Consider the following 13,055-nt stretch of genomic DNA (forward strand, 5'->3'; position numbering starts at 1 on the left):
CACTGCATGACAGTCTTTTGAAATGCGAGGTCGATCATGACTGTATGGGGTATTTGTTTATGTCTCGGGGAGGGGGCATATGGCTTTAGCTCATTGAAATAGCGCCTGGGCCTCTGGCTTGCAGATGGCCATCAAACAAGTGAGCCGATTTCATATGACTATTGCATTCGATGTTGCAGAACAATTTGCCGCTCGCCCGACCTTGCGTCGGGTCGCTGTCGCAACCTTGCGTCAGGAGCTGCGTCAGTTGTACCCGACATTGCAGATCGACCCGCAGACGGCAGTCGTCTCCCGCAAGACGACCGCAACACGTCTCTCATCTTCAGCCTCACAAGAGGCTCAACCCCTTGTCGACTGTCTGCTGGAGCATTTCGCAGCCCAGTCCAGCGTGAAGTGGAGCAGCGCACAGCACATGCTGCTGGGGGCGGCAGGCCCGTTGTCTGTAGAAATGTCCGACGTCAGTGCTTTGCTGAACCGGGTAGCGCTCGGTCTGTTCGAAACCTTCAAGCTGGCACTGGTCAATTACTGGAGCGAGTGCACTGAAGAGTCTGTCGGTTGCCGCAGCCGCTGGGAGTGGCTGGCGGGGCGGATCAAGCAGGTCTTGCTCGATGAACTGAGCACAACGCCTTCCCGTGAGCAGTCGCCCATGGCCAGGAAATGGTTGCACGATGTCGCCCTGTTTCCGGAAAAAGCCGAGCGTGAACGGTTGGCTGTACAGCGGCCTCTGCCCAGTACCTGCATTATTCGCTTGCAGGTCGGCGGACCCGACTCTAAATCGGTGATCCTGCCGGCCCTGGTCATTTTCAACACTCGGAAGGGCAATGAGCAGGTCCTGATGTATCAGCTGTCGGGTCGCTACCAGAGCTGGCCGACGTTCAGCGCCTGGGAGCGAAGCCTGGCGTATCTGCTGGATGATCAGGTGGAGAAACTGAACGTGCAGTGGACCGCCCATGAGCCGGAAGACGACATTTTCGGCGTGCTGGCCATGGCATTGCTGGAGAACCAGCTGGTGGGCATCCAGGGGCTCGAAAGCAGCCCGGGCTATGATCTTGATCGTCTGGAACATTCACTGGCAGCGCTGACCGACATCTGCGGACTCTTTGAGGTGGAATCCGCTCGTTCTTCGGCGCTGGATATCGAGCGTTTGCCGCTGTGGATGAGAAACGCGCAGGAAGCGGACCGCAATCAGTACAGTCGCCTGATGGTCGATCTGGCGGTGACCCAGAAGCGTTCCGGGGGCCACTCCTTCAATGAAGGGCTGCCGCCGATTCTTGAATTCGCGTCCCGATCCCTGGCCATGGCCATCGCTCAGGATCACCTCGACGGAGTGGACTTTCTGCCCGAACAGATTCAAGTGCGAATAAACAAGGTCACTGCTATCGCTGTGCCGTCAGGCGGTCAGGTTGTTGTATCCGGAGGTGTCGAACCGGTGATCATGACATTTCCCGAGTTCGCTCTGGAAAATCTTGCCGGGCTGCCTGCTGGGGAAATCAAGGTCTATCGCACGGATGGAAAACCATTGCCGCACTGGATGACGGGGGAGTATCTGAAAGAGCTTACCGTGCGCGTCGATATCGGCCAGGTTTATCCGGATCTGCTCAAGCGCTATCTGGTGACTGACACCGCCGAAGCGCAGCGGCGCGAGGCCTTGTTTGCCGCTCAGTTGCGTCTCCAGCTGCCTTTGCAGGCGCTGGAGCAGAAGATCAAGGGCGATCTGAGCCAGAGGGCTTATCAATCCGTTTGCGCCATCATGCAGACAAGTGTGACCGAGCGACGTGTTGGCACTCGGCCAATCGTCCTGCGACCCCTTTCCTTCGTTCGTCAGGCGGGACATCGGGCCGATGTGGTGGCCAATATGTTCGTGATCGGCCCGCAGGATAACGCTGTCGGGCCGCATGTGCTTTACAGGCCTTTTGCCCATACCCCACTGACCGAGTTTGCCAACTGGTCGGCGTTGCTTGCGGCGGTCAAACAACCCGGAGCATTGCAAAACAACATACTGGTCTGGTTGAGTGACAGTGCGCGTCCGGTTTATGCCAATGGCGGTTTTGATGAGCCACATATCGTTCGCTTTGGTCTGGGCTCGGATTCCGCCCCCCTGGAAAAACCCCAGCCAGCGGTGCTGGGCACCGATGTTCTGCGGGGCGACATCATGCTCGGCCTGTTCAATGCCAATGCCCGGGCGCTGATCGAACTGGCAGACCGCAATGCTGTTTCCAATGCTGAAAGTCGCTGGGCGCTGTTCAAGGAAGGCGGCTGGCTCTTGCTCAATACCGTGCTGCCGCTGTTCAGCGGGCCGTTTGCCAATGCCTTGTGGCTCGAGCAACTGTTGTCCGGCGTCGATCAGCAACTTTCCAGACCCGTTTCGGAGAATGAAGGGGGCTCGGCACAGCTTGCCGGCCTGTTGCTCAATATCTCGCTGATCTTGCTGCATTCCGGGGTTTCTCTCAATAACCTGGCATCCGTGAATAGGCTTGCCACCAGGCGGATGCTGGCAGAGCCGGTTATGGCAGCCGATCCTGTAACCGTTCGTCAGGCTCCTGCCGTTGCCGGGAGCTTGTTGAGCGATGTGCGGACCGTGCTCGACTTTTCCTGGTCGCAACCCGGCAATCGACTCAGCGGAGCACAGCGTCTGGAGCTGGAAAAATTCAAGATCCGGCCTGCAACTGTCCCCGGCAATCCTGTTGCCTCGGGGACGTATGCCGGTCTCTACAGCTTCAATGACCTCTGGCTGGCCAGAGTCGGCAGCGACCTGTTTCGGGTTACGGTCGGGGAGGATGGAGTGCGTGTCGTGCGTCCCGACAGTCCAGAGGTGCCCGGTCCCTGGCTCAGGCACGATGGCCAGGAATGGCATCTGGATCTGGGGCTGCATCTGCGTGGTGGCGGGCCGAAGAAAAACATTCGCCAGATGGCCCGGCAGAACGCAGAGAATCTGACCCGTATCAATCAGAGCCTGGCAGAGCTCGATGGGCGCGAAACGGAACTGGTGAACAGGATCACAGGCTACAACGCGCATCTGAATACGGCCACCGGTGAAGTGCGGCAGCTTTTTTTCGACCGTCTCGAAAGCGCAATGGGCGAAGAGGTCGAGCTATTGAAGCAGCGGATGAATCTGTGGGAGCAGTTGCGGGCAGGAGATCGACCTCCCGAGCGACAGAGGGCACAGGATATTGCACGGGTCACGATCTATCTGGAGTTTCTGGAAGGTCGGCTGGCGGCCGAGAACGGCATCCTGGCCGGCACCGAAATCGCGAAAATGGCCGGTACCGGGAGCGTGCTCTCGGATGAAAATATCGAAACCTATCTGGGACTGTTCAAGTCGCTGTCGAACAGGCAGGAAAAGGGCATGCACTGGTCGCAGATTCGCGAATCGCTCTGGGAGAAGCTGCGCGCGGTGCCCAAGGTGGGCGAAGAGTTCTGGCGCAAGCAGGTTACGACGCTTTATCAAGGCAAGCTGTTCTCCAACCTCGAGTGGAGTTTCCAGCACATGATGTCGTACCTGGAGCTGTGTTTCAGCAGAGAGCACATGACAGCCAATGAAGAGTTTCGGCCTTTCAAGGAGTTGCGCAACGACATGGGCTTGAATGGCGCGTTCGCGTCTCATGCCGAGCTTGAAAGGCCCAACGACTATTCGCTGGCCGAACGAATCGATGTTCTGGAAAGTGTCTTGCGCGAGTATCACAAGGCCAGAGGGATTGCTGACGATGTCGATGCCGGACTCTTCACCGGGGATCAGGTTCAGTACCTGGAGAGCTTCAGGCGCGAGCTCAATATGCTGTGCGAGAGGACTCAAACCCAGCTGGCGAAGCTGATTCAGGAAAACGTCGAGCCTTCGCCCGCCGTGGTCGAATATGTGCCGCGGGTCGCGCAGCCTGACAAGAGGGTCATCAGGACCCGAAATCATCGCTCCTTTGTCGGGCATGTACGCCGCGACGACAAGAGTTTTCCGGGTGAAGTCGCCGATGTCATGAATACGCAGACTGGCCAGGTGATCAGTTCCTGGCACCGGCATGCGGATGGTCAATGGGTGGAAATGCAGACCGCCCGACCCGAAAGGCCAACTCCCGGTGCCCGACCGGTATCGGCAAGTGAGTTGCAAAGACGCGCCCGTACATTTCTGCTTGAAGTGGAGCCTGCCCTCGAAAAGGCCCGCTCGCAGGCCACACAGGCCTATGAGCCCGAAGATATCGAAGACATTCTGGTTTTCAAGGCGGGCAAGCTGATTGCGCTTGCCGAGCAGATGACCGAAAGCGCCAGGACATCTGAAAATCTGTCGCAACAGATGATCTCGAGTGCCGCGCAGTTGCGCGATGCCGCAGCCCGTCTTACGGCAGAAGGCCGCAGACTGCGTATCACCATGATCAAGTCTCAGCCGCCGACAGCCGCACGTATCAGCTATCTGCATCGCCAGGGCGAAATCAACATTTCCTCTTTCGAGGGCAGGAAAAACATGTCGGGTGCCAGGCGTGATGACTTTCTGCAGGAGTATGCGATTCGTGACAAGGACAACCGGTTGTTATGGTGGGCGCATTTCCACTACAGAAACGAAACGGACAGCGCCCAGGCATTCACGGCGGCTCACCTGAAATTGCCCGAGCAGAGGATGATCGGTTACAAGTCACTGATCAAAAGCTCGGGAGGGGCAAAGGACGTGGTCAATATCTATCGCAGTGCCATTGGCAGGGACGTCGCACAGCGCCTTTTCCTGGTGCTGAGTCCATGAGGGTGTGGCTGGGCAGGTCTGTGCTCATGCTGTTTTCCGGTGCCATTGCCGGCTGTGATCCGGGGCCTGCCTTGCAGAATTTTGGTGGGCCGACCATGGGCAGCGGTTATTCGGTGAGTTATGTGCGCCACCCCGGTCAGCCCGATGTACGTGTCGTCCAGCCCGAAGTCGAGGCGATACTGGCCGAGGTCGACCAGCAGATGTCCACCTGGCGCAGCGATTCGGATGTCGAGCGTTTCAATGTCATGCCGGTCAATCAATGCCAGATCATGCCGCCAGCGGTGCTTGATCTGGTTCGCGTCGGTGAGCACCTGTCCCGTGAAACGCAGGGCGCTTTCGACCTGACGGTCCTGCCGTTGATGAACCTGTGGGGTTTCGGCCCCCAGTCCCGTGGCCAGCAGGTGCCGACTGCGCGGGAACTGGCCCGGGCGCATGAGCGAGTGGGGTACCGGCACCTGAGCATCGATAACCGGCGCTTGTGCAAGGATGCCGATGTTGAGATAGACCTGAGCAGCATGGCTGCCGGTTACACGGTAGATCGCATCGCCGCACGACTCGATGAGCTGGGCGTGCATAACTATCTGGTACAGGTCACCGGCGAACTGAAGGTGAAAGGGCGCAAGCCCGATGGTTCGGCATGGCGGGTTGCTCTCGAAGCGCCTCGCGACGATCAGCAGATCGCGCAGAAGATCTTTGCCCTGGACGGTTGCGGTGTTTCGACGTCCGGGGATTACCGTCACTACTTCGAATATGAAGGGCACCGCTATTCCCATACCCTGGATGCGTTGAGCGGGGCGCCGGTGGATCATGACCTGGCATCGGTGACGGTGATTCATCCTTCGGCTCTGATGGCCGATGGCTTGTCTACTCTGTTGCTTATTCTTGGGCCGGAACGGGGCTGGGATTACGCACAACAGCATCAAATCGCTGCTTTCTTTGTGATTCGCGCCGATAAGCGTTTTATGATTCGCAGCAATCCGGCGTTCGATCGGTTGTGTGCCGTGCAGTCGCAGTGAACTCATGGCGTGAGAATGATCGATTGCAACGAGGCCAAGCAGACAAAAGTGGCCTTCGGCGCGACCAAGGGGTAATGTTCGCCCCCTTGGTGCAGCGCTAGACTGGACCCCGTGATTTAGCCAGAGATGCCAGAGTGGCGCCTCGGTATGTTCTAAAGGAGTACGCATGGCTGTCTACAACTACGACGTAGTGGTACTGGGTTCCGGCCCAGCCGGAGAAGGAGCGGCAATGAATGCCGCCAAGGCGGGACGCAAGGTTGCGATGGTCGACAGCCGTCGGCAGGTCGGCGGCAACTGCACTCACCTGGGCACGATTCCTTCCAAGGCATTGCGTCATGCGGTCAAGCAGATCATTCACTTCAACACCAACCCGATGTTCCGTGCCATTGGCGAGCCGCGCTGGTTTTCGTTCCCGGATGTGTTGAAGAACGCTGAAATCGTCATTTCCAAGCAAGTGGCCTCGCGTACTGGCTACTACGCCCGCAACCGGGTGGATGTGTTCTTCGGCACCGGCAGCTTCTCCGACGAAAACAGCATCGACGTGGTATGCGCCAACGGCGTCGTCGAAAAGCTGGTGGCCAACCAGGTCATCATCGCCACCGGTTCGCGCCCTTATCGTCCTGCCGATATCGATTTCAATCACAAGCGTATCTATGACAGCGACACCATCCTCAGCCTGGGTCATACCCCGCGCAAGCTGATCATTTATGGTGCCGGTGTGATCGGCTGTGAATACGCCTCGATCTTCAGTGGTCTGGGGGTGCTGGTCGAACTGGTGGACAACCGCGATCAGTTGCTGAGCTTCCTGGATTCGGAAATTTCCCAGGCGCTGAGTTATCACTTCAGCAACAACAACGTGATGGTTCGCCATAACGAAGAGTACGAGAAGGTCGAAGGCCTGGATAACGGTGTGATCCTGCACCTCAAGTCCGGGAAGAAGATCAAGGCCGACGCCTTGCTCTGGTGTAACGGTCGCACCGGCAACACCGACAAGCTGGGTCTGGAGAACATCGGCCTCAAGGCCAATGGCCGCGGTCAGATCGAAGTCGACGAGAACTACCGCACCAGCGTTCCCAATATCTACGGCGCAGGCGATGTCATAGGCTGGCCGAGTCTGGCCAGTGCCGCCTATGACCAGGGGCGTTCGGCAGCGGGCAGTCTGGTGGACAACGGCAGCTGGCGTTATGTCAACGACGTGCCGACCGGCATCTACACCATTCCCGAGATCAGCTCGATCGGCAAGAACGAGCATGAACTGACTCAGGCGCGGGTGCCTTACGAAGTGGGCAAGGCGTTCTTCAAGGGCATGGCCCGTGCGCAGATTTCCGGTGAGCGGGTCGGCATGCTGAAGATCCTGTTCCACCGTGAAACCCTGGAAGTCCTGGGCGTTCACTGCTTTGGCGACCAGGCTTCGGAGATCGTGCACATCGGTCAGGCGATCATGAACCAGGAAGGTGCTGCGAATACGATCAAGTATTTCGTCAACACCACCTTCAACTACCCGACCATGGCCGAAGCCTATCGGGTAGCGGCCTACGATGGTCTGAACCGGCTTTTTTAAGCGGCTCCGGCCGGTGGCCTGAGCCGGCCGGGGAGACCGATTTCAGCGATTCTCGAGGGTGGCGCTGGCCAAACCGGGAAAGTCTGTAATCAGGCTGTCTACGCCGAAGTCGGCGAGCCTGCGCATCAGCGCAGGTTCGTTGACGGTCCATACCGACACATGCAAGCCCTGACGCTGCGCTTTCTGCAGACGCTCCGGGGTGCACAGTGTCCAGTTCAATGCCAGAATCTCGCAGCCATAGCTCTGGGCGACCTTCAACGGGTCGAGCCAGGCATATTCGGCGACCAGTCCGCGGCTGATGTCCGGTGTCAGTTCGACAGCGGCGCGCAGTACTTCCCGTGAGCTCGAGGTGATGGTCACCTTGTCCAGCAAGCCATGGCGCTGAGCCAGTTCACGAATCGCCAGCACGGTGTTGGCGGCACGGGTGCGTGAAGCGCTTTTGACTTCCAGTTGCCAGTGTTCAAAGTCGCATTTCTCGAACAGTTCTTCCAGATGCGGGATCGGGCAGGGTGTGACCCAGCCGGGGCCGCCCTTGCGGGCGTCGTAGGTCACAAGGTCGGCGGCCAGATGTTCGTGGACCTTGCCGCGCCGATCCGTGGTGCGCTTGAGGGTCGGGTCGTGAATGACCATCAGTTCCCCGTCGCGAGACAAGTGCAGGTCCAGTTCGCAACGGCGAACACCGTGCTTGAGGCATTCCTGAAAGCTGGTCAGGGTGTTTTCCGGTGCTTCGCCCTTGGCGCCGCGGTGGCCGTAGATAAGGGTCACAATTACTCCTGGCCTCAAAGGCGCCAATTACATGAATGTGAGATGTGCAAGGGAACGGCTTCAGGCTCTGGGCTGACTGCCTTGTTCAAGTGCCTGACGGCGTTGCTGGGCCTGGCGTTGCAGGACATGGCGGGCGAGCAACTGGCGCTGGGCGTCCGGCAGGTCCACGAATTCGGTGCCGACATCGAATTCGCCGTTTTCCAGAGTGTTACAGTGAATGACAGTGGCGCGCAGCATCAGGCCTGAAGCCTGGGGCATCAGCACCATCTTGATCGACAGTTTTTCGCCCGGCGTGTAGCTCTGTCGAGAGGTAAAGAGCAGGCCGCCTTCGGACAGTTTCACCGGTTGCGGAGCACCCAGCTTGCCCAGAGCGGTATGGGCAACAACCCGGCCCAGCAGGTCGATACGCTTGTTCAGCGATTTGAGAAAACTGTTGAGCACCCGGTCACGCTCGTCGAGCTGACGCAGCAGGTGCTGGGATTCGAACTCGCTGACATGCAGTTCGCTGAGCAGATCGAACAGTGCCGAAGTCTCGCGCATGGCTTCCTGGCTGGCTTGATCTGCCTGCGACAGGGGGTTAATTTCCAGTGCGACGCTGTCTTCGATACGGTAGTATTCGCGGCGTTCTTCTTCATCTAGTGTCGACATGGCGAACCCATGGTAGCTGCTGTGGTCAGAGAGTTTCGAGTGTAAAGCTGCACGTCAAGGCCCGCCACACGGACGTCCCCATTCCTGCGAACAATTCCCTACATGTTCAGACCTCTTTTTGTTTTCATCGGCACGCGTTACACCCGTGCAAAACGACGTAACCATTTTGTTTCCTTCATTTCCCTGACCTCCATCATCGGCCTCGCCCTGGGCGTAGTGGTGATGATAGTCGTGTTATCGGTCATGAATGGCTTCGATCACGAAATGCGTACCCGCGTGCTGGGCATGGTGCCTCACGCCACCATCGAATCGGGCGAACCGATCGCCAACTGGCAGGGGCTGGCTGCCAGGGTCCAGGAAAATCCGCAGGTGCTGGCGGTTGCGCCATTCACCCAGATGCAGGGCTTGCTGACCAATAACGGCAAGGTCCAGAAAGTACTGCTCAACGGTATTGACCCGACTCAGGAGCGCAAGGTTTCGATCATCGACAACTTTGTGAAACAGGGGAAACTCGACAGCCTTGAGCCCGGCAGTTTCGGCATCGTGATCGGCGACAAGGCCGCCACCAAGCTGGGAGTCGGCATCGGTGACAAGCTGACCTTCGTGGCCCCGGAAGTCACGGTCACGCCTGCGGGCATGTTTCCGCGCATGAAACGGTTCGAAGTGGTCGGCATCTTCCACGTCGGTGCCGGTGAACTGGACGGCTATCTGGGCCTGACCAACCTCGAGGATCTGGGGCGTCTGCATCGCTGGAAGCCGGAGCAGGTCCAGGGCCTGCGCCTGAAGTTCGATGACCTGTTCGCTGCCCCTCGCACTTCATGGGAAATCGCCCAGAAGCTGGGCGAAAACAACTTCTACTCTCGCGACTGGACCCGTACCCACGGCAACCTGTATCAGGCGATCCGCATGGAAAAAGCCATGATCGGCCTGCTGTTGCTGCTGATCGTCGCGGTGGCTGCGTTCAATATCATTTCCACGTTGGTCATGGTGGTCAACGACAAGAAGGGCGACATTGCCATCCTGCGCACGCTGGGCGCGACGCCGCGACAGATCATGGCCATCTTCATGGTGCAGGGCTCCGTGATCGGTGTGGTCGGTACGCTGATCGGCGCGGCGGTGGGTATTGTGGCGGCGCTCAATGTCAGCTCGGCGATTTCGGCGCTCGAAGGCCTGATGGGCCACAAGTTCCTCAACGCCGACGTGTACTTCATCGATTATCTGCCTTCGCAACTGATGGCCCAGGATGTGTTCCAGGTCTGCGGTGCCGCGTTGGCCCTGAGTTTCCTCGCCACCCTGTATCCAGCCTGGCGTGCGGCGCGCACCCAGCCTGCGGAGGCGTTACGTTATGAGTGAGTCGGGCATGTTAGATAAAGCTGTATTGAGTTGCCGCAATCTGGGTAAGTCCTACGAGGAAGGTCCGGAATCTGTCGTGGTGCTGTCCGGCCTGCAGCTTGAGCTGCATCCGGGTGAGCGGGTGGCGATTGTCGGCAGTTCGGGCTCGGGCAAAAGTACCTTGCTCAACCTGCTGGGTGGCCTGGATACGCCTTCCGAAGGCAGTGTCTGGCTGGCCGGGGAAGAACTGTCGGCACTGAATGAAAAGGCTCGCGGCCTGTTGCGCAACCGCGCGCTGGGTTTCGTCTATCAGTTCCACCATCTGCTGCCCGAGTTCACCGCCCTCGAGAACGTCTGCATGCCGCTGTTGATCGGCAGCACATCGATTCCCGAGGCCCGTCAGCGGGCCACCGCCCTGCTGGAGCGCGTAGGCCTCGGGCACCGGCTGGCGCACAAGCCAGCGGAATTGTCCGGTGGCGAGCGCCAGCGTGTCGCGATTGCCCGTGCGCTGGTGAACCAGCCGGGGCTGGTAATGCTCGACGAGCCCACCGGCAACCTCGATCATCACACAGCCCAGGGCATTCAGGACCTGATGCGTGAACTGAGCACCTCGTCGCGTACGGCGTTTCTGGTGGTGACCCACGATATGAACCTGGCCCGGCAGATGGACCGTGTCCTGCGCCTGGAAGACGGTCACCTCGTCGCCGGTTGATTGACCCGCCCCGACGCAAGTCATCGCGTCGGGGTCTTTACCTTTTGCTACGGTGCTCCGCGAATGTTCAGACCGTTATCCATTTTCATCGGCGCGCGCTATACCCGCGCAAAACGCCGTAAAAGCTTTATCTCGTTCATCTCGATGACCTCGATGATCGGTCTGGCGCTGGGCGTGCTGGCGATGATCGTGGTGTTGTCGGTCATGAACGGTTTCCAGCGTGAAATGAGTTCACGGATCCTCGGCATGGTGCCCCATGCGATGATCGCTGGCGTCAAGCCGGTGGATGACTGGAAGCCGCTGGCAGACGCGGCTCTGAAGAACCCGGAAGTCACGGCTGCGGTGCCGCTCACCGAGATGGAAGGCATGCTGTCCTACAAGGGCTCCATGCAGCCGATCCAGGTCAGTGGTATCGATCCTGCGCTTGAGCATCAAGTCTCCATCGTGACGAAGCACATCACTCGCGGCAACCTGCAGGATCTGAAGCCGGGCGAGTTCGGCGTGGTGCTGGGCGATATCACGGCGCGTCGCTTTCGCTTGAGCGTGGGTGACAAGCTGACCCTGATCGTGCCGGAAGTCAGCAGCGCGCCGGGCGGCATCACGCCGCGTATGCAACGCCTGACCGTGGTCGGTGTGTTCAAGGTAGGGGCCGAACTGGATGGCTCCATGGCGCTGATCAACATTGCCGATGCCGCGCAGATGCAACGCTGGGAGCCCGGTCAGGTTCAGGGTGTGCGGCTGGCGCTGAAGGATCTGTACAAGGCACCGCAGGTTTCCACTGCCATCGCTTCGAGCCTGGGCGCCGATTATCGTGCCGATGACTGGACTCACACCCAGGGCAGCCTGTTCAGCGCCATGAAAATGGAAAAGACCATGATCGGCCTGTTGCTGCTGATGATCGTCGCCGTGGCGGCGTTCAATATCATTGCGACCCTGATCATGGTGGTGAACGACAAGGGCGCGGATATCGCCATCCTGCGCACCATCGGTGCCACACCTCGGCAGATCATGGCGATCTTCATGGTTCAGGGTACGGTGATCGGTATTGTCGGCACCTTGATCGGTGGCGTGCTGGGCGTGATTGCCGCACTGAATGTCAGCAGCATCGTCGGCTGGTTCGAGCGGGTCAGTGGCCAGCACATCTTCAGTTCCGATGTGTATTTCATCAGCAACCTGCCTTCCGAGTTGCAGGGCGGTGACGTGGTGCTGATCTGCAGTGCCGGTTTCATCCTGAGTTTCCTGGCAACCATCTACCCCGCATGGCGCGCCGCCCAGGTGCAACCGGCCCATGCACTGCGATACGAATGACCGATCCCGTGCAGCAATGAATTCGTTGCTGCACGGGCGTCACAGTGCGAGCAGGCGTTAAAGCTGAAAGCCCGGTGCAAACCCTATAAACTTGCCGGGTTAATTCATGAGATTCCAGGTATCGCCATGCATCCCGCAGCCGAACACTCTCCGCTGGGCAAGTCCAGCGAGTACATCGCCACCTACACGCCATCCCTGTTGTTTCCGATTCCGCGCGCTGCGAAGTGGGCCGAGCTGGGGCTGACGGCTCAGACGTTGCCTTATCGGGGTGTCGATTTCTGGAATTGCTATGAGCTGTCCTGGCTGCTGCCGTCGGGCAAGCCGGTGGTGGCCATTGCCGAGTTCAGCATTCCGGCCGATTCGCCCAATATCATCGAGTCCAAGTCCTTCAAGCTCTACCTCAACTCGCTGAACCAGACCTCCTTCGAGAGCACCGAGCAGTTGCAGGCGACCCTTGAAAAGGACCTGTCGGCAGCGGCGGGCAAGCCTGTAGGTGTTCGCATCAGCCGTCTGGCCGATATCGAGAGCGAGGGCGTGGCCAGCTTGCCGGGCACCTGCATCGACGATCTGGATGTGAGCATCGACAGCTATGACCATCCGCAACCCGAGCTGCTGCGTTGCGACGATTCCCGTGTCATCGAGGAAAGCCTGCACAGCCATCTGCTCAAGTCCAACTGTCCCGTGACCAGCCAGCCTGACTGGGGCAGTGTGGTGGTGGAGTATCGTGGTGCGGCGCTGGATCATGCGAGCCTGCTGGCTTACATCGTCAGCTTCCGCCAGCATTCGGACTTCCATGAGCAATGCGTGGAGCGGATCTTTCTCGACCTGCAGTGCTTGCTCAAGCCAGAGAAACTGACGGTTTATGCGCGCTATGTGCGCCGTGGCGGGCTGGATATCAACCCGTATCGCAGTACTGAAGCGTTGCAGGTCGATAACCGTCGACTGGCACGTCAGTAAACAGAGAAGCCCGTCATTCGACGGGCTTTTTCG

Annotated in this window: 9 protein-coding genes; 7 read left to right on the top strand and 2 right to left on the bottom strand. The window is 59.0% G+C overall.

Going from position 1 to position 13,055, the window contains the following annotated elements:
- Nucleotides 1–154 precede the first annotated feature (154 nt).
- From JSY17_RS15360 to sthA, 3 genes are all read left to right on the top strand, one after another.
- Nucleotides 155–4,723, top strand: a complete 4,569-nt coding sequence (locus JSY17_RS15360) for a dermonecrotic toxin domain-containing protein (RefSeq protein ID WP_206402269.1) — start codon at nucleotides 155–157, stop codon at nucleotides 4,721–4,723.
- 26 nt (nucleotides 4,724–4,749) lie between these two features.
- Nucleotides 4,750–5,739: an FAD:protein FMN transferase gene (locus tag JSY17_RS15365; RefSeq protein ID WP_206402271.1), complete on the top strand. Its 990-nt coding sequence runs from the start codon at nucleotides 4,750–4,752 to the stop codon at nucleotides 5,737–5,739.
- Between the two features lie 166 nt (nucleotides 5,740–5,905).
- Nucleotides 5,906–7,300, top strand: coding sequence for a Si-specific NAD(P)(+) transhydrogenase (gene sthA, locus JSY17_RS15370; RefSeq protein WP_117166550.1), 1,395 nt, complete (start codon nucleotides 5,906–5,908; stop codon nucleotides 7,298–7,300).
- Between the two features lie 42 nt (nucleotides 7,301–7,342).
- Here sthA and JSY17_RS15375 read toward each other — a convergent pair whose 3' ends face one another.
- A complete protein-coding gene (locus JSY17_RS15375; protein ID WP_117166549.1) occupies nucleotides 7,343–8,065 on the bottom strand; it encodes a glycerophosphodiester phosphodiesterase in 723 nt (240 codons plus the stop codon).
- Nucleotides 8,066–8,125: 60 nt separating this feature from the next.
- Complete coding sequence (locus tag JSY17_RS15380; protein ID WP_117166548.1) at nucleotides 8,126–8,713, bottom strand: PilZ domain-containing protein; 588 nt, start codon at nucleotides 8,711–8,713, stop codon at nucleotides 8,126–8,128.
- Between the two features lie 102 nt (nucleotides 8,714–8,815).
- On the opposite strand from JSY17_RS15380, the gene JSY17_RS15385 reads away from it, so the two are divergent.
- The 4 genes from JSY17_RS15385 (at nucleotide 8,816) to queF (ending at nucleotide 13,022) form a co-directional block, all read left to right on the top strand.
- Nucleotides 8,816–10,066, top strand: coding sequence for a lipoprotein-releasing ABC transporter permease subunit (locus tag JSY17_RS15385; protein WP_117166547.1), 1,251 nt, complete (start codon nucleotides 8,816–8,818; stop codon nucleotides 10,064–10,066).
- A 7-nt stretch (nucleotides 10,067–10,073) separates the two neighbouring features.
- On the top strand, nucleotides 10,074–10,757 hold the full coding sequence (gene lolD / locus JSY17_RS15390) for a lipoprotein-releasing ABC transporter ATP-binding protein LolD (protein ID WP_206402273.1): 684 nt from the start codon (nucleotides 10,074–10,076) through the stop codon (nucleotides 10,755–10,757).
- Nucleotides 10,758–10,820: 63 nt separating this feature from the next.
- A complete protein-coding gene (locus tag JSY17_RS15395) occupies nucleotides 10,821–12,065 on the top strand; it encodes a lipoprotein-releasing ABC transporter permease subunit (protein WP_117181318.1) in 1,245 nt (414 codons plus the stop codon).
- A gap of 126 nt (nucleotides 12,066–12,191) precedes the next feature.
- Nucleotides 12,192–13,022, top strand: a complete 831-nt coding sequence (gene queF / locus JSY17_RS15400) for an NADPH-dependent 7-cyano-7-deazaguanine reductase QueF (RefSeq protein ID WP_206402274.1) — start codon at nucleotides 12,192–12,194, stop codon at nucleotides 13,020–13,022.
- Nucleotides 13,023–13,055 lie beyond the last annotated feature (33 nt).

Source organism: Pseudomonas capsici, from assembly GCF_017165765.1.
Lineage (GTDB): Bacteria > Pseudomonadota > Gammaproteobacteria > Pseudomonadales > Pseudomonadaceae > Aquipseudomonas > Aquipseudomonas capsici.

What these genes read in the sequence shown, in the direction of transcription:
- JSY17_RS15380 (WP_117166548.1), bottom strand. Translation starts at nt 8,713, where the DNA reads ATGTCGACACTAGATGAAGAAGAACGCCGCGAATACTACCGTATCGAA.
- queF (WP_206402274.1), top strand. Translation starts at nt 12,192, where the DNA reads ATGCATCCCGCAGCCGAACACTCTCCGCTGGGCAAGTCCAGCGAGTAC.
- JSY17_RS15360 (WP_206402269.1), top strand. Translation starts at nt 155, where the DNA reads ATGACTATTGCATTCGATGTTGCAGAACAATTTGCCGCTCGCCCGACC.
- JSY17_RS15385 (WP_117166547.1), top strand. Translation starts at nt 8,816, where the DNA reads ATGTTCAGACCTCTTTTTGTTTTCATCGGCACGCGTTACACCCGTGCA.
- sthA (WP_117166550.1), top strand. Translation starts at nt 5,906, where the DNA reads ATGGCTGTCTACAACTACGACGTAGTGGTACTGGGTTCCGGCCCAGCC.
- JSY17_RS15395 (WP_117181318.1), top strand. Translation starts at nt 10,821, where the DNA reads ATGTTCAGACCGTTATCCATTTTCATCGGCGCGCGCTATACCCGCGCA.
- JSY17_RS15365 (WP_206402271.1), top strand. Translation starts at nt 4,750, where the DNA reads ATGCTGTTTTCCGGTGCCATTGCCGGCTGTGATCCGGGGCCTGCCTTG.
- lolD (WP_206402273.1), top strand. Translation starts at nt 10,074, where the DNA reads ATGTTAGATAAAGCTGTATTGAGTTGCCGCAATCTGGGTAAGTCCTAC.